We start from the raw sequence: 19,525 nt of genomic DNA on the forward strand, positions 1-19,525 counted from the left end.
GACCTAAACCTTGAAAAAACCCGTCGCCGATTTTCCGGCAACGGGCTCTTACGCTTTTTCTCTAAGCTGGATTAAGGAGCGACTTCGAGGAACTTCAAGTCCGGCATCCGTTCCATCGCGGTTCTCATGGCGTATTCGTTCTCGAATAAAGCGACGTCGACGTTATTCTTGTCCTTAACGAGAATCGAGTTGATTCTGAACTTAGTGGGATCGATCTTGTCCCCGACGATCCAGCGGGCGAATTGGAATTGGGTTCTGAACAGTTGAATATCGACCCCGTATTCGTTCTTCATTCGGTATTCGAACACCTCGAATTGCAACTGTCCGACAACGCCGAGGTAAGTATCCTCGAACGCTCCGACCGAACGGAACACCTGCACCATTCCTTCTTCCGTAAGCTGATCGAGCCCCTTCAGGTACTGCTTCTGCTTAAGGGCGTTCTTGATCGACACTTTGGCGAAAATCTCGGGCGAGAAGGTCGGCAGCTCGTCGAACACGATATCTCGACCTTCGCTCAGGCTATCCCCGATCCGGAAAATCCCCGGATCGAACAAACCGATGATATCGCCGGGATACGCCGTCTCCACGATATCCCGATCTTGCGCCAAAAATTGCTGCGGCTGGGATAGCTTGATTTCCTTTCCCGCGCGGACGTGGCGCACGCTCATTCCGCGTTGGAATTTGCCGGAGCAAATCCGCAGGAAAGCGATGCGGTCGCGGTGAGCCGGGTTCATGTTCGCTTGTATCTTGAACACGTATCCGGAAAACTTCTCTTCCTCCGGGCTTACCGTGCCGTCCGTGATTTTGCGCTCGGTTGGCTGCGGAGCTAACTCGAGGAAATTTTCCAGGAACGTTTGCACGCCGAAGTTGTTTACCGCGCTTCCGAAGAATACGGGCGTCAGCTGTCCTGTGCGTACTTTCTCGTAATCGAAAGAATCGCCCGCCACGTCCAGCAGCTCCAGATCTTGGGCCAATTGGTCGGCTAGATAATCTCCCGCCATCTCGCGAATGATCGGATCGTTGTAATTCTCCGTTTTGCGAACCTCGATGCTGGAGTGGTCTTTGCCTTGAAACAGCTCCACTTGGTTTTTCATCCGGTCGTACACGCCGCACAATTCGCGGCCCATGCCGATCGGCCAGTTCATCGGTACCGAACGGATACCGAGCACGCGCTCGATTTCTTCCAACAGCTCGAACGGATTCTGCCCTTCGCGGTCCAGCTTGTTGATGAACGTGAAGATCGGAATGCCCCTCTTGCTGCATACTTGGAACAGCTTGATCGTCTGCGCTTCGACGCCTTTAGCGACGTCTATGAGCATGACCGCGCTATCAGCGGCGGTCAGCGTTCTGTACGTGTCTTCGCTGAAGTCTTGGTGACCAGGGGTATCCAGAATATTAACCTGCTTACCCTCGTATTGAAATTGCATGACGGAAGAAGTAACCGAGATTCCCCGTTGCTTCTCGATTTCCATCCAGTCGCTCGTGGCATGACGGGCGGCTTTGCGCGCTTTAACCGATCCCGCGATATGAATGGCTCCCCCGTATAGGAGCAGCTTCTCAGTCAGTGTCGTTTTCCCCGCATCGGGGTGAGAGATTATAGCGAAAGTACGGCGTTTCTTAACCTCTTGCCGTAATTCATCGGACGTCTTTTGGCTCATTCATCGATATTCCCTTCACGATAAAATAACAGCCTTCATTATACCACAATTACGGAAAAAAGCTCCGCGCATTCCTGTGGAAGGCGGAGCTTCGGGTTTAAGGGCGTCGAAACCCCCTTTAGTCTATTCTATGCGCCGAATGCCGCCGCGGTTTCGATCTTAATGCCCTCCCGCGTATTCCTCGACTTCCGCCGTTGCGTCAAGCTTCTTACGGCCCATGAAAAATGCGGCCAGCAATGCTAATATCGCAGGAATGATCGCCCATGCGAACGTATATACAATGGACGACGACAGCATTCTCGTGATCGGATCCAAGATTTCATGCGGAATGTTCGCGCGCAGCTCGGGCGATAACAAGGAATGCGGATCCTTCATGTCCAGACCTTCCGGCATTTGGCCGCTTCCTTCGCCTCCACCGGAAGCGAAGAAGTCCGACAGCTTGCCCATGAAGACGTGGCTTTGGATAATTCCGAACGTAGTGATGCCGATCGTCATGCCTAGCGAACGCACGAAATTCAAAGTCGAGCTCGCCGTCCCCCGCTGTCTTGAGGTCAAGCCGTGAATCGCGGCATTGCTTAACACCGAGAACGAAGCCCCGATTCCTAATCCGATAAGTACCATATACAAGGTGACGATCAACCTCGTCGACTCCGAGTTCAGCGTCGCCACTAGAGCCGTGCCAGCAACCAGAATCGCAAGGGTGGGTATCATGAGATTCCGATACGGAAGCTTCGTCATCAAGAAACCGCCGGCGGATGCGGTAACGACGGACCCCACCATCATCGGCAGCAGCACGAGACCCGAGTTGGTTGCCGTCCCTCCTAGCACGCCTTGAATGAAGATCGGAATGTACACGGACGCCACGATGAAGGCCGCTCCGCTGAATAACGCGATCAGAATGCTCGTAGCGTACAATCTGTTTTTGAACAGGTTATACGAGATGATCGGCTCCTTGACCTTCGTTTCCGTAACGAGGAACGTAATCGTTAATATCGCGAATCCGACGAACAAGCCGATGATCATCGAAGAATCCCATGCGTATTTCTTGCCCCCGAGCTCCAGGGCGAACATCAAGCACACGACCGCACCCACGAGCGTGAAAGCCCCTACCCAGTCGATCGGCTGTTTCGAATGCTCGTGCGACTCCTTGTAGAAGAAGGCGATCATTGCGAATGCTAGCAGGCCTAACGGCAGATTGATGTAGAAAATCCATTGCCATGCGATATGGTCGGTAATATACGCGCCTAACAACGGGCCGAAAATACTCGACAATCCGAACACCGCGCCGAACAACCCACCCAGCTTACCGCGGTCCTTCAACGGAACCGCGTCGAACATGATCGTGAAAGCGATCGGCACGAGCGCTCCGCCCCCAATGCCTTGAATAGCCCTATATAGCGCCAGCTCTGTGATTGAGTTCGCCGTCCCGCATAAAGCTGAGCCGATCATGAAGACAATAATACCGAACACGAAAAATTTCTTGCGTCCGTACATATCCGACAGCTTTCCGAAGATCGGCATCCCGGCCATTTCCGCAACCATGTACGCCGAGGTTACCCATACGAATTGATCCAATCCTCCAAGCTCGCCAACGATGTTTCCCATCGCGGTAGCGACGATCGTATTGTCCATCGCGGCCATCAGAATTCCGAGCAGCAGACCCGCGATCACGATCCCTAGGTTTCCGCCGCCCGCTTGTTTCGATTTTGCCGACATGTATTCCCGCTCCCTAGTCTTTTATTTGTTTACCGTTGGACTTTCTCCTTGACGGTCGAACCCTTATGAACCTCCAACTTATCGCGGTATTCGACGCGTCCGATTTCGCATCCGGGTCCGATCTTCACGTGATTCCCGCGAACGACTCCCGCTTCCGTATGCTCCAGCTCCACCTTGTCACCCTCGATCTGTTCCGCGTATAACACGGCATGATCGCTGGATTTCAGCAAGTTAATGATCCTCGTAGCTTTGCTTCGCTTCACTCGGAGAATCGAACCGCCGATTTCCGTAGCCTTGCACGGTCCGTACATCTTAAGGTCCAACCGATCGGCGCTCAGTAATCCCGCTACGTTTATCGCCCCGTCGACCTCGAGCGAGCCCGCTTCGCAATCCCCGCCGACATCGATGCTTCCCGTAAATTTAATGTTCTCCCCGCGCAATCCGTTAGATACCTTTATTTCCCCTCTGCCCCGAGCCTTCGACGTTTGCAGGCTTCCTTGTATCTCGCATTCTCCAGTCAACCCCAGTTCTTCCGATCGCAAGCTGCCGTTAATGGTCAAATCGCCCGTGTTGGACAGCTTGTAACAATCGACGTCTCCCGATAATCGGCTTTCACCGGTTAACTTAATGTTCCGGAATACGCCGCCGGCGGACGTCGTCGTGCCTACCATCCTCAAATCGCGTCTTGTTTCGTTAGTCACCGGTCTTCACCTCTTTGCCTATTTTAGCGCCCGAAACGGCATTTAGCTCCGTGCGATATTCCACCAACCCGATCTTGCAACCTTTGCCTATGCGTATGCGGTTTCCCCTAACGATATCCGCCTCCGTATATTCCAGATCGATATCGTCGCCCTCTATAACGCTTGCCTTAAGCCCCGGAACCGCCTTCGGCATAATCCATCTCCACAGTTTGTTCCACGAAGCTTTCGACGTTCGGCGAACTTTAATGAATTCCACGCCTATCTCCCGTGCTTCTCCTTTCCATTGAAGAACGGCATTCAGCCTTCCCGCGTTTAGTAATCCTTGCACTTCGAAGGATCCCTCCAAGTCCAATACTTCGCTCTCGCAATCCCCATCGATCCGCAGAAAGCCGTTAACGGCCAGACTTTCCGCTTTTAACGATCCCTTTACTTTCAACGTGCCGTCCACGACCGATTTCCCCGCCGTTAAATGACCGTCGACCTTGATCATTCCGTCGCAATCCATTATGTTCGCCCGCAGATCGCCGAGCACCTTCGTCATCCCGTTCGTATCGAAGTTAACGGCTGCGATAGAACCTTTAATCGTGCCGACGCCGTCGATTTTTACTTTCTCGTAATCTCCGCCGCCCGCGTCGCTAACGCCGCTAATCAACAAGTTAGGCTTCACCGTGCTTTCCATTGCATACTCCCCCTACTCCAATTTTCCTTTTAAGTGTTCGATGCTCTCCGCCATGGACAGCCGGGCGATCAGCTTCACTCCGGTTTCGAAATAAATCTCTGCCGGGACCGATAATAACGCGAAAGACGATACGCCCATCTTACGCATAAACAGCAGCTCGCAAGGCTTGCCTTCGAATTTCGGATAATGGTCCTTCATCGTCTGCAGCAGTTTGTCGCCTTCCTCCAGGCTCATCTCTCCGGCTTGCAGCAGTTTATCGACGATATAAAAGTAGAGCAGCTTTTCGTACGTATAGACGACCGATTCCTTATCCTCCGATGCGAAGCGCTCTAGCACGACATGCGAAACAATGTTTCGTTTAAACAAATCCGCTTTTCTTAATTCAAAAGCCGGCAATAACGGAGAAAGCTTATCGGCAAGCTCGTCAAGCGACAAATCATCCTTCATGTTCATGATTTTATCGATACGCGTTAATATTAAATCTTTCGGAAAAAACGTCTCTTGCCCCGTAAACGTGGACTTTCTGATGAACCATTCCTCCGGAATCAACTGCTTTCGCTTCCATCGGTACAGTTGGCCGTACGAAATGCCTTTCTCGTCCAGCAGTTCCTTCTTGGAAATCAATTCCTGTTCCATGATCATCCCTCCATGGATAATGTAACATAACACTGTTACGTTGTAAATATTAAATAACGAATTTGTATGCTTCACTCTCTCTTCTGCCTGTTAGTTGTACTCACTCACGCTAACGTCAAAGAGGCTGCCCCCGTCGGAGCAACCTCTTCATTCCATGCTTGAATCGAAATATCGTAATGAGGGATCTCAATCCGGCGTCTTTCCTAAATCAGTCCGAATGCTTTTCCTACCTTTTCCAAACGGTCCAACGCGAATTTCAAATCCTCATCCGTATGAGCCGCGGTAATGATAAGACGTACGCGCCCTTTATCGTTGGCAACCGTCGGGTAGACGATGCCCTGCGCGAAAATACCCTCTGCCAGCAAGGCATCGGAGAACTGCATCGTTTTAGCGGGTTGCCCGACGATGATCGGAATGATAGGCGTCTCGCTAACCCCTGTGTCGAAGCCCATTTTTTTCAATTCGCCGCGAAAAAAAGCCGTGTTATTCCATAAACGTTCGATCCGGTCCGAACTGGCTTGCAACACGTGAATAGCGGAGATACACGTGGCTGCAACCGCTGGCGGCAATGCCGTGCTAAATAAAAACGAACGTGCTTTATGAACGAGAAATTGCTTGAGTACCTGCTCGCAAGCCACGTATCCGCCGACCGCCCCGACCGCCTTCGACAGAGTGCCGATTTGAATATGAACGCGGCCGTTCAAGCCAAAATGATCGGTAGAACCTTTGCCGTTCTTGCCAAGAACGCCGCTGGCATGCGCGTCGTCTACGTATACGATGGCGTCGTATTTCTCGCAAAGCTCCACGATTTGAGGCAAAGGCGCAATGTCGCCATCCATGCTGAACACCCCGTCCGTGACGATGACCCGGGTCCGGTAGTTCGCGCTTTCTTTCAGCCGCTGTTCAAGCTGATCCAAATCCTTATGCGCGTATATTTTTCGGTTCGTTTTCGATAATCGAATACCATCGATAATGCTCGCATGGTTAAGCTCATCGCTTATGACCACATCGTCCGACGTCAGAATCGAAGAAAGCACGCCTAGATTCGCCGCATAGCCCGACTGGAACACGAGCGCCGCTTCCGTCCCTTTGAAAGCGGCAAGCTCCCGCTCCAGTCGGTCGTGAACGTTCAACGTGCCGGTAATCGTCCGCACGGATCCGCTTCCGACTCCGTATTTATCGATGGCGTCGATCGCGGCCCGCTTCATATCGGGGTGACTTGTCAGACCTAAATAGTTATTGGACGATAACTGGAGCACTTTGCGGCCTCCGAGCTCCATCCATGTCCCGCAACCGCTGCCCCATACGCTAAGCTCCCGATACCTACCGTCCTGCTTCAACTGATTCAATTCCTCAGCCAAATATTCGAAGTTTGCCATATCCCTTCTCCTGTCCGTTCTTCGATTTTCATTCCTCATGCAAGAACACGATTTTTCCGCATTGCCCCGAGGCCATTAGAGCGAACGCCTCCTCGAAACGTTCCAGCGTGAACCGATGCGTAATAATGGAATTCAGATCTATTCTGCCAAGCTCGAGAAGATTCTTCAATTGGTACCACGTATCATACATTCTCCTACCGGTAATTCCCTCGATGCGCAGTCCTTTAAAGATGATATATCGGGCTAGGTCGAGCGATACTTCTTTCGTAGGAATTCCGAGCAGCGAGACGCGTCCTGCGCTTGCCGCGGCCGCGAAGCATTCGCGAATCGCATGCGGATTTCCCGACATCTCCAGCATCACTTCAACGCCGTCGCCGCCCGTTACCTCGTGCAGCGCATCCGCCATGGATACGTCCGAGCTATTAATGACGGCATCCGCGCCCATTCTTATAGCCAGCTCCAGCCGATATGGATTAATATCGACCGCGAACACGGTTCCGGCGCCGCAAGCTTTGGCCACGGCAATCGCCATCAAGCCGATCGGGCCAGCGCCGATTACGGCCGTAGATTTACCGACGATATCGCCGGCTAACACCGCCTGTACGGCATTTCCTAGCGGATCCTGCAGGCAGGCGATTTCGAATGGCATTTGCTTCGGGTTTTGAATGACATTCGTCCCTTTAACGATCGCATACTTCGCGAAACAACCCGGCACCGTAATTCCGAAGCTTCTTACATTCGGACATACGTGCGCATTGCCTGTCCGGCATGCTTTGCAATGGCCGCAGACGATATGTCCTTCTCCGGACACGTGATCCCCGACCTTCACGTTAACAACGTTAACCCCGACAGCTTCGACGATACCCGCGAATTCATGACCGAATACATTCGGCGTAACGACATTTTCCTCGGCCCATTCATCCCAACGGTAAATATGTAAATCGGTTCCGCATATCGAAGTCGCTTTGACGCGGACAAGCACTTCATCCGGGCGGCATTCCGGCACGGGAACTTCCATTAGCACGGCTCCTGGCCCTCTCCTGTCTTTCACAAGCGCTTGCATCGTTCCTCGCACACCGGTGTCCTCCCAATGACGTAAATGAATATACACTATATTATACATACGTATGTTATAACGTACAATATAATAAATCGTAGGAATCTTTGAGTCGATTCTCCGCGGACATGAATAGGGCGTTTTCCCTAGCATGATATTCATGGAACGATCGGGAGGAAATCACGGAACCCTATATTCATATTAAAATAGGCTACGGCGTATGCGCGATCCAGGGCGGCTCGAACCCGACCCATAAAAAAAGAAAAGGACCCGAAGGTCCTTCACGATAGCTTGCATAAATTCATTAATCCATTAGAAAAGCGCGAGCCGGCGAAGCATCGATGCCGGTCAGCTTAAGAGGAGCAATGATAAGCGTGTAATTACCGGCCTCCACGTCCTTCAAGCGAACGCCTTCGACGATGATGACGTCGTTGCGCATCAGCGTACGATGAGTCGGGTATTCCGGTTGCGCCCGTTCAATCCCCAGTGCATCCGTAGCAACCAATCCGACGCCGATCTCCGCCAAGTACCGAGCTCCGTCTTCTCGCAAAAACACGAAGTCCAGGATGAATTCCTCTGTGAAAGAGCTAGCGGTTTTGAAAAGCAACCTCTCTCCGCGTTGGATGGCGAAGGGAACCAAATCTTCTTTGGCGATGTGGCCTTGCAGATGGGTGAGATCGAGTACTCGGGCGGGACCGCATAGCCTATCAAGGGAAATCGTCTCGATGGTTTCGCCGCCGGCGATCATGTGCAGAGGAGCATCGACGTGCGTTCCGGTATGAACGTTCATGGACAGCAAGCTCTCGTGCGGCTTGCCTTCGTCGTGATTCTGCACGTTCGTAATATGAGGCTTTTTCTGTTCGTAGCTTTTCCACACTTGCATGCTTTCTTCTATCGTCATGCTTATATCATGAATCTTAGGCATCTTTATTACCTCCGATTACTTTATTTACTCGTATTGGACACCCAAATAACGTTATCTTCGTCCTGTCCGTTCACCGGCCACCAGTGAAAGCCTTCGTCGGTCAGCAACTTGTCTGCCTTCTCCGGTCCCCACGAGCCCGCGGGATAGAACTGAAGATCCTTGGAATCTTCCCGCCACGCCGAGGCGATCGGATCGATAAGCTTCCAAGCGACGGCAACCTCGTCCCATCTCGTGAAATAAGTGTGATCGCCGCGCGCGGCGTCGAAAATAAGACGCTCGTAAGCTTCGGGAGTATTCAATCCCACTTGGCAGCTTTGGCAGAATTCCATGGCCACCGGCTGAACGGTCATATCGTTGCCCGGCTTCTTGGCATTAAACTTAATATAGATGCCTTCCATCGGATTCACGCGAATGACGAGCAGGTTCGGAAGCAGCTCTTGGCGCTTGGCGAACAGGACGTTGTTCGGCACATTCTTGAATTCGATGACGATTTCCGTTGATTTGACCGGCAGGCGTTTACCCGTGCGGACGTAGAACGGAACTCCGGCCCAGCGGAAATTATCTACGAAAAGGCGTGCGGAGAAGAACGTTTCCGTCGTGGAATCCGGATCAACGGAATCCTCTTGACGGTACCCCTTCAACTCCTTGCCCCTCGAAGATCCTTGAGAATATTGGCCTCTCACGATGCTGGAACGGATTTCTTCTCCCGATTCAAGCTTGCGAATGGAACGAAGCACCTTGACCTTCTCGTCCCGGATATCCTCCGGATCGAGTCTGCTAGGAGGCTCCATGGCGATCATCGTCAGCATCTGCAGCATGTGGTTCTGAACCATATCGCGCAGCGCTCCCGATTTGTTATAATAGGCACCGCGTTCTTCGACGCCGACCGTCTCCGCTAACGTGATTTGAACGTTGGCGATATGGTTATTGTTCCATAGCGGCTCGAAGAAAGCATTAGAAAGACGGATAACCTCGATATTCTGAACCATCTCTTTCCCGAGATAGTGGTCAATACGGAATACCGATTCTTCGCGGAACGCATGCCGAATCTCTTCGTTCAGACGTTCGGCGGACGGATAGTCGTAACCGAAGGGCTTCTCGATGACGAGGCGGTGCCAGCCGGTCGTTTCCAGCATGCCTCCGTCGCGCAGATTGCGCGATACGTTGCCGAAGAGTTCGGGAGCAAGCGCCAGATAGAACAGGCGATTACCGGGAATGTCATACTGCGCCTCTAGCTGCTCCGTGTGGGTTTTCAATTGTTTGAACGCTTCCACGTTGCCGGTATCGAGGGACTGGTATGTAAAGTGTTCCGCGAAAGCGTTCCAAGCTTCTTGTTCGCTCGGCTTGTAACGACAGAATTCCAAAATGGACTCGTGCACGTCATCGCGGAACTGCTCTTGCGTTCGCGGTCGTCTCGCTAACCCGACGATGGCGAACCGTTCCCCTAATTTACCTTCCCGGTATAAGCTATACAGTGCCGGGAATAGCTTGCGGCGAGCTAAATCGCCCGTAGCGCCGAAAATGAAATAGACCGCTTCATGAGCGGAAATAGATTCGTTTTTGTTGTCCGTCATGTTCCTCATCTTTCTTGATTGCGGGATTTGGAATAGCTGATTTTGTCAGTTCTCATGAACTGTAGTGTAGCACAATTGCAAAGACAACGCTATGTTTTTAGCAGCCGTCCAGCGGCGCTGGGCAACCGCCCGTACGCGCTTGCCCCTGTGCGAATACACTGCATATCATTCCCACAAAGGAGGAGTATAACATGCCGAATTCCGTATTTTATTTTAACGAGGACTCGCTTCGCCCGCTATTCGGAAGAGCGGTATGCGTCGTCCTGAACGACGAAACGCGCCACACCGGAATTCTGACCTCATGCGGACCTTCATCGATCGTCCTGAACGGCGATCGACTGGAACGCGCGGAGATTGCCGAGCGTTCCTTGCGACCTGTCAAGAGAAGTCGCAAATCCAAGCTTCACGCGGACGTCAGCGCCATCAAGCTTGAAGAGCAAACACCCACCGCTTATTGGGGAACGCTCAGCATAGGTCCCGCAATCGATGTATGCAAGGATAAAGCCGTCATTCCGCTGTCTCCCGTCAGAGCCGTGTTTCCTCTTTAATCCGCAAGTCCGTTGCGATGGGCATAGATGGCTGCCTGCGTCCGGTCCTCTACTCCTAACTTGCCGAATAAATTAGTCAGGTGGTATTTGACCGTTTTGATTCCGATGAACAAGTCGTCGGCGATTTCCTGATTGGATTTCCCCAACGCGATCAATTTCAGCACTTCCATCTCCCGATCGGTCAAATCCTCGTGCGGCTGCGCGGCAACCTGCGGAGGACGACGGAAGCGATTCATCATCTTCGAGGCGACTTGGGATTCCAGAACGGATTGGCCTCTGGATGCGGCGCGAATCGCATCCGCTATCTCGGAGGCCCGCGAAGTTTTCAGCAGATAGCTGAATGCGCCGGCCTCGATGACCGGATACATCTTCTCGTCATCCAAGAAACTCGTAAGCACGATTACTCGGCATTCCGGCATCTCCTCCATCAGCCGACGGGTCGTTTCGATCCCGTCCATGCCATCCATCACCAAATCCATCAATACTACGTCAGGGGAATATTCGCGAGCTAGACGAAGACCTTCGTTCCCGTTGCCCGCTTCGCCTACGACTTCGATTCCGGCTTCCGTGCCGAGCACCGCTGCCAAACCTATTCTGACCATCTCGTGGTCATCCACCAACAACACCCGGATCATCGCCTGCTCCATCATACCGTCTGACCGCCTTCCGCCATCAAGGGCACCCTGATTTCGATTCTCGTTCCTTTGCCCGGAGCACTGGCAATGTTAAGCGAGCCTCCAAGCTCGTTCACCCGCTCTTCCATGTTCGTCATACCGTAAGAGGCCTGTTTCTTGATTTGAGTCTGAGTATCGAATCCGATGCCGTTATCTCTGATCCCGAGCCTAACCGTGTCTCCGCGGCGCTGCAGGACGATGTCCATCTTAGTCGCTTTGGCATGACGAAGCGTATTGGAAATAGCTTCTTGAACTATGCGGAAGAGATGGTTCTCCACGCCCATGTTAAGCGGTAAATCCTCTTCCAGGTCGATAGCGATTTCCACCGGCACCTTAGCTTTCATTTCTTCGACTAATTCCGGGATGGCTTGCGCCAATCTCTTGCCTTCGAGATGGACGGGACGAAGATGCAACAGTAAAGCCCTCATCTCCGATTGCGCGGCGGAAGCCATTTCTTCGATCAATTCCACTTGTCGCCTGGCGCGTTCGAAGTCGTGATCCATCGTACGTCCAACTGCCGTCGCGGTCATCGATATCGCGAACAATTGCTGGCTGACCGCGTCGTGAAGTTCCCTGGCCAGCCGTTGCCGTTCTTCCACGACCGCGCTCATGCGCGCTTTGGCCGTAAGCTCGGCGTTGTTCGTGGACAAGCGTTGCAGGGAGGTTACTTGGTCCTCCCATTTGCGGCTAAGTTTGCCTAACTGCTCGCCAATACGCCCGATCTCGTCTTTGCCCAGATCGGGCAAAGGTAAGCTTGGACTTCCCTTTTCAAGCATGACCATTCGGTCCCTAAGCAGCTCGAGCCGGTGACGGATCGGGTAACTTCTCCAGAAACCGTACGCGGCTCCGGTGACTGTCAACACGCCGATCGCGGTAACCGAATATGTAAGAACGGTGCCTACCGAAAAGGAAGGCACCTTCATTCCGTACCGAATAAGAAGATAGACGACTAACGCGCCGATCCCGAGGGAATACAGCACGGCTTCGCCCATGTGACGCCAAACCATATTGGTGACTTTTCTGGATTCCATGCGATTCCCCCTTTTCGGCTTCGGCGGCTACACCGTACGTATTTTGATATCTCCTACGAGATAGAATAATTGAAGTTTCAGCTTTTGCTCGCACTCTTCGTAATTCGGCGTTCTCCATGATAATCGGTGAAACATGCCGCCTTCTTTAACTTGCCTGAAAGAGATCTGCCCGAGAAGCACCGATGCGTCTACCTGAATTCCATAATCGTCCGGGACGATCAAGTCGAGGTCGCCGACTAAACCCTGCAAGACGATCGTCGTCTCCTTATCTTCCGGGACAGCCAAGGACATATCCATCCTAATTTCCCCGACCGCATGCCAGAAGCTCATCGATTGAAGCACCCAAGACTGTTCGTCCAGCCGCATGTTCAAGAATAACCTATGCTTGTTTGCATGCGTCCCGAAAGCCGAAGGACGCGCCCGGAAATAATAAGCTCCGAGCGAAATCAACACGACGATGGTGAACAAAGCGAATTGATTAATGATGAGTACTAACGTGCTTACCGCAATGACGAGGATCGATAATTTGGAACGATCGTTCCGGTAACGTTCAATGCCTAATAACAGGAGAACGGCCGCGTTTACGGTCGCGTAACCCGCCACTGCTCCAAGCGCGAGGTAAATTCCTGCTGCGATGAAGAGAATCGCGTTCGATTTTCTCATGTCGGGTTACACCTCCTGTTGTTCTCGGCTTTATTCGCAGTTAAAGCCATAACGGATCGGAATCCGTTATGGCTTAGACGTATTGTCGAACTTCACATTATGACATCATAGCATATCTTGGGACAAGCGAGAACGGTTGTCGTTATTCTTTGAGTAAATTCGGTTGTACGCGATTTCTTAACGCTTCCAGTTCTTGCTCGACGCGGTACGATTTTTCCGGATCGATGCGGCTGGCAGCTCCGCCGAATGGCGTACTCGGCAAACGCGCTACGTCCGCTTCAGCTTCCAATTGCAAAATCTTCTCTTCCATTCGATGGAACCCGCGGGAAGCCGTTCCGCTCTCGATCGTATGCAGAGTGCTGATCTGCGACATTTGCTTGCGGGCTTTCGCCATTTGCGTGCGCGCCGCCAATTCGTTGCGCTTATTCCGCAGCTTGTAGTATTCCTCTTTCATCTCGTGCAGTTGGGTCGTCAGATCTTGAACCTGCGCGTTCGCTTGAGCGTGCAGTCCTACCAGATCGGCCGCCTGTTGATCGTATTGGACCTTTTCCTCGAGAAGCTTGCGGGCAAGCTCTTCGTTGCCGTTGCGCAAGGAATGCTCCGCCTGTCCCTCGCGGTCGACGCCAAGCCTTACCAGTTCGTCCAAGCGCTGCTTCATCCGGCGTTCAGTAGCCATTTGCTTAGCGACCGTAACTTCGGCGTCGTGAATTTCCGTCTCCATGTCGCGGAGATATTGGTTAAGCATGACGATCGGATCCTCTAATTTATCAAGCAAATCATGTACGGACGCCTTTGTCAGATCTTTCATTCTTTGGAATACACCCATTGTGTTATTCTCCTTTCGATTGGTTCTCGAATTTTGATATTCTTGCCTTAAGCTCTTCGATCTCTCTTTGCAAAGACTTCTTCTCTATATCTTCCATCATCGCATCGATCCCTTGCGAAGGACGGGCAGATGCCGGGGCTGACGTAACGGTTGGACCCGGACGCGGCGCGCTCGAGGCGGAATACCCCGCTCCGGCATTAGGTCCCGGATAGTTGGCATTGGTATTGGCGTTCCAGCCTTGGCCGCCGAATCCGTATTGCTGAGTATGTTCTTGCCCTTTCCAACCCGGGTCGAACGGATTCGCGCCGTAACCCCCTCCGTAATGGGGTTCTCGGGGAATGACGAAACCGGCGATAATGTACACGATGATTACGGAGCCGGCCGAGAACACGGCGACGACGATCAGCAGTATGCGTAGCAAGGTCGCATCCACGCCTAGATAATCCGCCAATCCACCGCATACTCCGAACAACTTGCGATCCCGCGTGGAACGATATAATTTGCGCATCCCTTTAACCTCCTTGTTGCAGCTTGCGTTTTAACTGCTCTAATTCTCTTTCGATCGTGTTCTTGACGACTTCTCCCGCCTGCATCAGCGTCTCTTGCCCCATCCGACGCAAATCGCGAAGGCTGCGGGTTTCCAGTTCGATATCCGTCAGGCGGTCATCGATCTTGCGGAACATCTGCGACGTATCCGCATTGCCCGGAGTGTATCGGGCGTTTAGCCGTTGCTGCAAGCGAAGCGATTCCATCCTGGCTACGTAAAATTGGCGACGGTCGTACACGGTGCGATATTCGTTGCGAAGCTCCTGCAGCAGCTGTTCAAGATCGGTCAACTCGCTGCGGCTTTGTTCGTATAGCTGCCGATAGCGCTCCGAACGCTCCTCGTGAATGACCTTATCCTGCAGCGCCAGCTTCGCGACGTTCTCTTCTCCGGCCTTTAACGCCGTTAAAGCTTGCTGTTCGCGTTTGACCATCCATTGCTCGGCATCTTTCCATTGGCGTTGCAGGCTATCCGTGTGAGTCGCGTATTGGCGTTGCAGACCTTCGCTCTGCGTAATCTCTTGGTGCGTCGACCAGAGGAACTGATCGATGACGCGTACGGGATCTTCCGATTTCTCCAATCGGTCGTTCAACGAAGCCACCGTCATGTCCCGCACTCTTTTAATGACACTCATTCCTGTATACCTCCCTCATCCGCTGCTTCTAAAGTGACCGTTCTGCTACATCCTAGTCGTGCGATTTTTGCGGCCCAGCATCGAAACTCCGAATACGATCAATGCGATCGCGGCCGCCCATACGAACAAGAAGGAAAGCTTGCCCAGTAGAATAAATCCGCCGACGGCCGCTATGATTCCTCCAAGCAGACGGTTACCGTTTTTCCACGCTACGATTCCGAGCAGGATAATCAGAATCGGAATCAGCAGTCCGAACAGGAACCCAAGTCCGAAGCCCAATTTACCGAGAATGATCAATCCGCCGAAGCCGATCAGCAGCAGTGCCAAACCGTTTCCGCTTTTCATTTGCTTCACCTCTTTTCTGTAACTCGTATAACTTATGTCCTTATTGTAAACCTCGCGAGCCTCTCGCATAACGGACTCGCGGATGTTTTTGTTCCTAGACTGTAGTCGAGGATGCCTACGGCCTTCCGACCTTTTCCTATCGGACCAACGGTTCCGCGCCGATGGCAACAATTGTGGGTTTAACCCTCCCGCCTCCTATGTTAGCGTATTAATAGAAGTTAAACGGAGGTGTTGAAGCATGAGAAAACAAGTGATGGGATTATGTGCCGCGACGTTGTTGATCGTCGGTTTCGGTTCCGTACAGGCGGTTTCGGCAGCTTCATCCGCCGATCCCGCAAACGTTATTAATGAAGAAACGAATCAAGCTGACACCGTAACGACCGAAATCGGTCAAGCTGACGATGCGATCGAGAAAGTCATCGCGGACGGTATGAAATATGTCGGCACGCCTTATGAATTCGGCTCCAACCGTAGCACTGTCGCGACTTTCGATTGCTCTGACTTCGTGCAGTGGATTTTCAAGGAGTCGTTGGGAATTTCCCTTCCCGCGGATTCCCGTCAGCAGGGACAGTACGTGAAGGATGCCGGAGCGGCCGAGTCCGATTGGCATAACCTGAAGCGCGGCGATCTGATGTTCTTTATGAGCTACAAAGGATCGGGCGAGGAAAATTACAAAACCGCCGACAAGTCGACGGAAAAAATAACCCATGTCGGCATCTATTTGGGCAATGGGCAAATTCTTCACACTTATTCCACCGAAAGCGGCGGCGTTCACGTCGACGAAATGGCGGATACGGCGTGGGAGCAACGGTTTCTCTTCGGGGGTAGCGCGCTCTCCAGATAGATCCCACCCACTAAAAAAGCTTTCCGAACCTCCGCGACGATGGGGGGTTCGGAAAGCTTTTTTCATCTCTTCAGCACGCCACGCTCGGATCAGCGCTTCTTCCGCGGTCTCTTTATTCGAGTCATATTTAATCAGGGTTCTGCTTTCGATTAACTTTCATCTAGAAGTCGTTTTGTCAGCCTGCTGGTTGGCTAATAATTATTATAGATTTTTAAGGAGGAGATAATAATGCCTTGGGACAAAGACAGCTACCCGGAATCCTTAAAGAACTTTACTGCCCCCGTAAGGGAAAAAGCCGTCGATATCGCAAATGCTTTGCTTGAGGATGGGTACGAAGAAGGACGGGCTATCGCCATCGCAACCGCTCAGGCTAAGGATTGGGCGGAAAACCGGCATAAACAGCTTCGCAAGAAAGGACATTGACCTTCACCGGATCAATTAATTCCCCTTACAGACGGCTGAAGCGCAAAGTTCCGAACAAACTCGATACGTGAAAATTGATCGCGCCTGACGGCGACCATGCTTGAAAATGACGTTTTCCGTTCTGTTCCTCGTCTATTCGGTAAAAGTTGATTTTCCATTCGGTTCCATCGGTAGGTTGCTTATTGAAATTCGTAAGCGGAATGATCATCGTGTAAATACGTAAATCTTCTTGTATATCCACGGACGTAACGAGTCCTTTCGTCACCCAATCCCTGTCTATCGAGAACTTAAGCTCATCGTTCTCGTCGTTATGATCGATCATGACCTCATATACGATATTATTCGGGCTAACGACAATTTCAACGTACCTTTTGCCATTCCCTGCTTCATCAATGAACACTTCTACTACGTCTTGTTCGTAGAGCGGGTCGTTGCGATTCTTAAAATCGGAAACGGCATACGAATCCGCGCATTCAAATCTAACGTATAGCGCCTGATTGTCCCAACATGCCTTCACTAACGTTTCCTCTTTAACGGCTTCCCCCGTAACGACATCGGTTAAAGCGATCGGCGAGACGTCGTGCCATATTCCGTCCGAATAATCTACGTGCTTGCATATGTACGTTCTATTGACTGCCTGCTCCATCATCATAGCCCCCATCGGATTCGATTGATATTCCATTCCGATTGTACCATTAATACACAAAAAAAGTGCTTAAGATCATAATGACCTTAAGCACTTTTGGCATGTTTAACTTGGTGCCGGTGAAGGGACTCGAACCCCCACTCCCTCTCAAGAAACGGATTTTGAGTCCGTCGCGTCTGCCATTCCGCCACACCGGCATATTCAGTTTTCTTACTTACTTGGCGCGCCCTAAGAGATTCGAACTCCTGGCCTTTTGATTCGTAGTCAAACGCTCTATCCAGCTGAGCTAAGGGCGCATACTTTAAGAATTTTGGAGGCGCCACCCAGACTCGAACTGGGGGTAGAGCTTTTGCAGAGCTCTGCCTTACCACTTGGCTATGGCGCCAAAGTCTTAAAGATGGTTTGGAGCGGAAAACGGGGCTCGAACCCGCGACCTTCTCGTTGGCAACGAGATGCTCTACCACTGAGCTATTTCCGCGTATAAATGGCAGGGGATCTAGGATTCGAACCTAGGATGACGGAGTCAAAGTCCGTTGCCTTACCGCTTGGCTAAACCCCTATACTGAATTAAAAATGGGGCGGACGAGGGGAATTGAACCCCCGAATGTCGGATCCACAAACCGATGCGTTAACCACTTCGCCACGACCGCCACGATCGTAAATTTCGTAAAACTTTTTGGCAGGGGCAGCAGGAATTGAACCCACACTAACGGTTTTGGAGACCGCTGTTCTACCCTTAAACTATGCCCCTATGTAGAGAAGAAAACTGGTGGAGGATGATGGATTCGAACCACCGAACCGTGAGGAAGAGATTTACAGTCTCCCGCGTTTGGCCACTTCGCTAATCCTCCACGATCAGGGATAAGAAATGGTGCCGACTAGAGGACTTGAACCCCCAACCTACTGATTACAAGTCAGTTGCTCTACCAGTTGAGCTAAGTCGGCATACTGTTTGAAATTTGTCTTAATGGTGGCTCGAGACGGAATCGAACCGCCGACACGAGGATTTTCAGTCCTCTGCTCTACCAGCTGAGCTATCGAGCCTAAGTACCTTATTAGAGAAAAGTGGCGGAGCTGACGGGATTCGAACCCGCGGTCTCCTGCGTGACAGGCAGGCATGTTAGGCCACTACACCACAGCTCCATAATAGTAGCTCGGTTATATCCGAGAGTAAAACAATTGGTTGCGGGGGCAGGATTTGAACCTGCGGCCTTCGGGTTATGAGCCCGACGAGCTACCGGGCTGCTCCACCCCGCGTCGTTGATACATCCCATTGCTTAGTTAAGCGACATTTCTTATCATACCTCATATCGCACAGCAATTGCAAGACGTAATTTCTGGTAATTCTTTAGAGAAAATGGTGACCCCTAGGGGATTCGAACCCCTGTTACCTCCGTGAAAGGGAGGTGTCTTAACCGCTTGACCAAGGGGCCTTGCTTACAGGTGTAATATGGCGGAGAGAGAGGGATTCGAACCCTCGAGACGCTTTAGGCGCCTACACGATTTCCAATCGTGCTCCTTCGACCAAACTCGGACACCTCTCCAAAATGGCTCCCCGAACAGGACTCGAACCTGTGACAACTCGATTAACAGTCGAGTGCTCTACCAACTGAGCTATCAGGGAATGTAAGCAAATCGTAAATTCGAAATCCGGCCTGGCAACGTCCTACTCTCCCAGGACCCTGCGGTCCAAGTACCATTGGCGCTGGAGGGCTTAACGGTCGTGTTCGGGATGGGTACGCGTGGAACCCCTCCGCCATTATTACCAGACCAGATATCGTGCGACGAAGTCGTCGCGAAGCGCATGTCTGCAGGCAACGTTGTGAAACAACGTGTTGCAGATGTGCGTTATACAAGGCTCATGCCTTGAAAACTGGATGCGAAGCAAGCAAGGGTGAAGAGATGCTGAGGTTCAATTACCTTACCATGTCCATTCGTTAGGATAAGCCCTCGACCGATTAGTACTCGTCAGCTGCACACGTTACCGCGCTTCCACCCCGAGCCTATCAACCTGGTGTTCTT

The 19,525-nt window shown here is 51.9% G+C and carries 20 protein-coding genes, 15 tRNA genes and 2 rRNA genes; 3 read left to right on the forward strand and 34 right to left on the reverse strand.

Going from position 1 to position 19,525, the window contains the following annotated elements; all coding sequences use genetic code 11:
- Positions 1-71: 71 nt before the first annotated feature.
- The 9 genes from DFP95_RS18535 to zwf all read right to left on the reverse strand — a co-directional run bounded on the left by DFP95_RS18535 (position 72) and on the right by zwf (position 10,325).
- Entirely contained in the window at positions 72-1,658 is a 1,587-nt protein-coding gene (locus DFP95_RS18535; RefSeq protein ID WP_115994143.1) for a peptide chain release factor 3, read from the reverse strand.
- Between the two features lie 159 nt (positions 1,659-1,817).
- The gene (locus DFP95_RS18540; protein WP_115994144.1) at positions 1,818-3,374 is read right to left on the reverse strand and encodes an MDR family MFS transporter; all 1,557 of its coding nucleotides are present in this window, start codon (positions 3,372-3,374) and stop codon (positions 1,818-1,820) included.
- A gap of 29 nt (positions 3,375-3,403) precedes the next feature.
- A complete protein-coding gene (locus DFP95_RS18545; protein ID WP_115994145.1) occupies positions 3,404-4,075 on the reverse strand; it encodes a bactofilin in 672 nt (223 codons plus the stop codon).
- Positions 4,068-4,754 carry a hypothetical protein gene (locus DFP95_RS18550; protein ID WP_115994146.1) on the reverse strand — a complete coding sequence of 229 codons (687 nt, stop codon included), beginning with the start codon at positions 4,752-4,754 and terminating at the stop codon, positions 4,068-4,070. The genes DFP95_RS18545 and DFP95_RS18550 overlap by 8 nt, the downstream gene beginning before the upstream one ends.
- A gap of 12 nt (positions 4,755-4,766) precedes the next feature.
- On the reverse strand, positions 4,767-5,390 hold the full coding sequence (locus DFP95_RS18555) for a YhbD family protein (RefSeq protein WP_115994147.1): 624 nt from the start codon (positions 5,388-5,390) through the stop codon (positions 4,767-4,769).
- A gap of 203 nt (positions 5,391-5,593) precedes the next feature.
- Positions 5,594-6,769, reverse strand: a complete 1,176-nt coding sequence (locus DFP95_RS18560; RefSeq protein ID WP_115994148.1) for a glycine C-acetyltransferase — start codon at positions 6,767-6,769, stop codon at positions 5,594-5,596.
- 28 nt (positions 6,770-6,797) lie between these two features.
- Positions 6,798-7,832 (reverse strand): L-threonine 3-dehydrogenase, encoded by a 1,035-nt coding sequence (tdh, locus tag DFP95_RS18565; protein ID WP_115994180.1) that lies wholly within the window; start codon positions 7,830-7,832, stop codon positions 6,798-6,800.
- A gap of 298 nt (positions 7,833-8,130) precedes the next feature.
- Positions 8,131-8,751 carry a cyclase family protein gene (locus DFP95_RS18570; RefSeq protein ID WP_115994149.1) on the reverse strand — a complete coding sequence of 207 codons (621 nt, stop codon included), beginning with the start codon at positions 8,749-8,751 and terminating at the stop codon, positions 8,131-8,133.
- 20 nt (positions 8,752-8,771) lie between these two features.
- Positions 8,772-10,325: a glucose-6-phosphate dehydrogenase gene (gene zwf / locus DFP95_RS18575; protein WP_115994150.1), complete on the reverse strand. Its 1,554-nt coding sequence runs from the start codon at positions 10,323-10,325 to the stop codon at positions 8,772-8,774.
- Between the two features lie 191 nt (positions 10,326-10,516).
- Between zwf and DFP95_RS18580 the strand changes: the two genes are divergently transcribed.
- Complete coding sequence (locus tag DFP95_RS18580; protein WP_115994151.1) at positions 10,517-10,873, forward strand: hypothetical protein; 357 nt, start codon at positions 10,517-10,519, stop codon at positions 10,871-10,873.
- On the opposite strand, the gene DFP95_RS18585 is transcribed toward DFP95_RS18580, so the two are convergent.
- From DFP95_RS18585 to DFP95_RS18615, 7 genes are all read right to left on the reverse strand, one after another.
- Positions 10,870-11,520 carry a response regulator gene (locus DFP95_RS18585; protein WP_115994182.1) on the reverse strand — a complete coding sequence of 217 codons (651 nt, stop codon included), beginning with the start codon at positions 11,518-11,520 and terminating at the stop codon, positions 10,870-10,872. The two genes, DFP95_RS18580 and DFP95_RS18585, sit on opposite strands and share 4 nt — an antisense overlap.
- Positions 11,520-12,578 (reverse strand): sensor histidine kinase, encoded by a 1,059-nt coding sequence (locus DFP95_RS18590; protein ID WP_115994152.1) that lies wholly within the window; start codon positions 12,576-12,578, stop codon positions 11,520-11,522. The genes DFP95_RS18585 and DFP95_RS18590 overlap by 1 nt, the downstream gene beginning before the upstream one ends.
- Positions 12,579-12,605: 27 nt before the next feature.
- Positions 12,606-13,241, reverse strand: coding sequence for a cell wall-active antibiotics response protein LiaF (gene liaF / locus DFP95_RS18595; RefSeq protein ID WP_115994153.1), 636 nt, complete (start codon positions 13,239-13,241; stop codon positions 12,606-12,608).
- 142 nt (positions 13,242-13,383) lie between these two features.
- On the reverse strand, positions 13,384-14,067 hold the full coding sequence (locus DFP95_RS18600; RefSeq protein WP_115994154.1) for a PspA/IM30 family protein: 684 nt from the start codon (positions 14,065-14,067) through the stop codon (positions 13,384-13,386).
- Between the two features lie 4 nt (positions 14,068-14,071).
- Positions 14,072-14,575: a PspC domain-containing protein gene (locus tag DFP95_RS18605; RefSeq protein ID WP_115994155.1), complete on the reverse strand. Its 504-nt coding sequence runs from the start codon at positions 14,573-14,575 to the stop codon at positions 14,072-14,074.
- 4 nt (positions 14,576-14,579) lie between these two features.
- The gene (locus tag DFP95_RS18610; RefSeq protein ID WP_115994156.1) at positions 14,580-15,245 is read right to left on the reverse strand and encodes a PspA/IM30 family protein; all 666 of its coding nucleotides are present in this window, start codon (positions 15,243-15,245) and stop codon (positions 14,580-14,582) included.
- Between the two features lie 45 nt (positions 15,246-15,290).
- Positions 15,291-15,590, reverse strand: coding sequence for a LiaF transmembrane domain-containing protein (locus DFP95_RS18615; protein ID WP_115994157.1), 300 nt, complete (start codon positions 15,588-15,590; stop codon positions 15,291-15,293).
- A 238-nt stretch (positions 15,591-15,828) separates the two neighbouring features.
- On the opposite strand from DFP95_RS18615, the gene DFP95_RS18620 reads away from it, so the two are divergent.
- Both DFP95_RS18620 and DFP95_RS18625 read left to right on the forward strand, forming a co-directional pair.
- Complete coding sequence (locus DFP95_RS18620; RefSeq protein ID WP_115994158.1) at positions 15,829-16,434, forward strand: C40 family peptidase; 606 nt, start codon at positions 15,829-15,831, stop codon at positions 16,432-16,434.
- Positions 16,435-16,662: 228 nt separating this feature from the next.
- Positions 16,663-16,857, forward strand: a complete 195-nt coding sequence (locus tag DFP95_RS18625; RefSeq protein ID WP_115994159.1) for a DUF2188 domain-containing protein — start codon at positions 16,663-16,665, stop codon at positions 16,855-16,857.
- 25 nt (positions 16,858-16,882) lie between these two features.
- Here DFP95_RS18625 and DFP95_RS18630 read toward each other — a convergent pair whose 3' ends face one another.
- The 18 genes from DFP95_RS18630 to DFP95_RS18715 all read right to left on the reverse strand — a co-directional run.
- Positions 16,883-17,539 carry a carbohydrate-binding family 9-like protein gene (locus DFP95_RS18630; protein WP_115994160.1) on the reverse strand — a complete coding sequence of 219 codons (657 nt, stop codon included), beginning with the start codon at positions 17,537-17,539 and terminating at the stop codon, positions 16,883-16,885.
- A gap of 75 nt (positions 17,540-17,614) precedes the next feature.
- Positions 17,615-17,700: transfer RNA gene (locus tag DFP95_RS18635), tRNA-Leu, on the reverse strand.
- A gap of 22 nt (positions 17,701-17,722) precedes the next feature.
- A tRNA-Arg gene (locus DFP95_RS18640) sits at positions 17,723-17,799 on the reverse strand.
- A gap of 15 nt (positions 17,800-17,814) precedes the next feature.
- A tRNA-Cys gene (locus DFP95_RS18645) sits at positions 17,815-17,888 on the reverse strand.
- An 18-nt stretch (positions 17,889-17,906) separates the two neighbouring features.
- A tRNA-Gly gene (locus DFP95_RS18650) sits at positions 17,907-17,981 on the reverse strand.
- A gap of 7 nt (positions 17,982-17,988) precedes the next feature.
- Positions 17,989-18,062: transfer RNA gene (locus DFP95_RS18655), tRNA-Gln, on the reverse strand.
- A 15-nt stretch (positions 18,063-18,077) separates the two neighbouring features.
- Positions 18,078-18,153 (reverse strand) — tRNA-His (locus tag DFP95_RS18660).
- Positions 18,154-18,180: 27 nt separating this feature from the next.
- Positions 18,181-18,254, reverse strand: a tRNA-Trp gene (locus tag DFP95_RS18665).
- 16 nt (positions 18,255-18,270) lie between these two features.
- Positions 18,271-18,354 (reverse strand) — tRNA-Tyr (locus DFP95_RS18670).
- A gap of 18 nt (positions 18,355-18,372) precedes the next feature.
- Positions 18,373-18,448, reverse strand: a tRNA-Thr gene (locus DFP95_RS18675).
- A 23-nt stretch (positions 18,449-18,471) separates the two neighbouring features.
- A tRNA-Phe gene (locus tag DFP95_RS18680) sits at positions 18,472-18,547 on the reverse strand.
- A 22-nt stretch (positions 18,548-18,569) separates the two neighbouring features.
- Positions 18,570-18,646, reverse strand: a tRNA-Asp gene (locus tag DFP95_RS18685).
- Positions 18,647-18,683: 37 nt separating this feature from the next.
- A tRNA-Met gene (locus tag DFP95_RS18690) sits at positions 18,684-18,760 on the reverse strand.
- A gap of 101 nt (positions 18,761-18,861) precedes the next feature.
- Positions 18,862-18,936: transfer RNA gene (locus DFP95_RS18695), tRNA-Glu, on the reverse strand.
- 18 nt (positions 18,937-18,954) lie between these two features.
- A tRNA-Ser gene (locus DFP95_RS18700) sits at positions 18,955-19,047 on the reverse strand.
- Between the two features lie 4 nt (positions 19,048-19,051).
- A tRNA-Asn gene (locus tag DFP95_RS18705) sits at positions 19,052-19,127 on the reverse strand.
- 29 nt (positions 19,128-19,156) lie between these two features.
- Positions 19,157-19,273: ribosomal RNA gene (gene rrf, locus DFP95_RS18710) — 5S ribosomal RNA — on the reverse strand.
- 168 nt (positions 19,274-19,441) lie between these two features.
- Positions 19,442-19,525: ribosomal RNA gene (locus DFP95_RS18715) — 23S ribosomal RNA — on the reverse strand; the annotation flags it as partial.

This window comes from Cohnella lupini (genome assembly GCF_003386205.1).
Classification (GTDB): domain Bacteria; phylum Bacillota; class Bacilli; order Paenibacillales; family Paenibacillaceae; genus Cohnella; species Cohnella lupini.

Coding starts and splice junctions, on each gene's coding strand:
- DFP95_RS18535 (WP_115994143.1), bottom strand. CDS start 1,658: ATGAGCCAAAAGACGTCCGATGAATTACGGCAAGAGGTTAAGAAACGC.
- DFP95_RS18540 (WP_115994144.1), bottom strand. CDS start 3,374: ATGTCGGCAAAATCGAAACAAGCGGGCGGCGGAAACCTAGGGATCGTG.
- DFP95_RS18550 (WP_115994146.1), bottom strand. CDS start 4,754: ATGGAAAGCACGGTGAAGCCTAACTTGTTGATTAGCGGCGTTAGCGAC.
- DFP95_RS18555 (WP_115994147.1), bottom strand. CDS start 5,390: ATGGAACAGGAATTGATTTCCAAGAAGGAACTGCTGGACGAGAAAGGC.
- DFP95_RS18560 (WP_115994148.1), bottom strand. CDS start 6,769: ATGGCAAACTTCGAATATTTGGCTGAGGAATTGAATCAGTTGAAGCAG.
- tdh (WP_115994180.1), bottom strand. CDS start 7,832: ATGCAAGCGCTTGTGAAAGACAGGAGAGGGCCAGGAGCCGTGCTAATG.
- DFP95_RS18570 (WP_115994149.1), bottom strand. CDS start 8,751: ATGCCTAAGATTCATGATATAAGCATGACGATAGAAGAAAGCATGCAA.
- zwf (WP_115994150.1), bottom strand. CDS start 10,325: ATGACGGACAACAAAAACGAATCTATTTCCGCTCATGAAGCGGTCTAT.
- DFP95_RS18580 (WP_115994151.1), top strand. CDS start 10,517: ATGCCGAATTCCGTATTTTATTTTAACGAGGACTCGCTTCGCCCGCTA.
- DFP95_RS18585 (WP_115994182.1), bottom strand. CDS start 11,520: ATGGAGCAGGCGATGATCCGGGTGTTGTTGGTGGATGACCACGAGATG.
- DFP95_RS18590 (WP_115994152.1), bottom strand. CDS start 12,578: ATGGAATCCAGAAAAGTCACCAATATGGTTTGGCGTCACATGGGCGAA.
- liaF (WP_115994153.1), bottom strand. CDS start 13,241: ATGAGAAAATCGAACGCGATTCTCTTCATCGCAGCAGGAATTTACCTC.
- DFP95_RS18600 (WP_115994154.1), bottom strand. CDS start 14,067: ATGGGTGTATTCCAAAGAATGAAAGATCTGACAAAGGCGTCCGTACAT.
- DFP95_RS18605 (WP_115994155.1), bottom strand. CDS start 14,575: ATGCGCAAATTATATCGTTCCACGCGGGATCGCAAGTTGTTCGGAGTA.
- DFP95_RS18610 (WP_115994156.1), bottom strand. CDS start 15,245: ATGAGTGTCATTAAAAGAGTGCGGGACATGACGGTGGCTTCGTTGAAC.
- DFP95_RS18615 (WP_115994157.1), bottom strand. CDS start 15,590: ATGAAAAGCGGAAACGGTTTGGCACTGCTGCTGATCGGCTTCGGCGGA.
- DFP95_RS18620 (WP_115994158.1), top strand. CDS start 15,829: ATGAGAAAACAAGTGATGGGATTATGTGCCGCGACGTTGTTGATCGTC.
- DFP95_RS18625 (WP_115994159.1), top strand. CDS start 16,663: ATGCCTTGGGACAAAGACAGCTACCCGGAATCCTTAAAGAACTTTACT.
- DFP95_RS18630 (WP_115994160.1), bottom strand. CDS start 17,539: ATGGAATATCAATCGAATCCGATGGGGGCTATGATGATGGAGCAGGCA.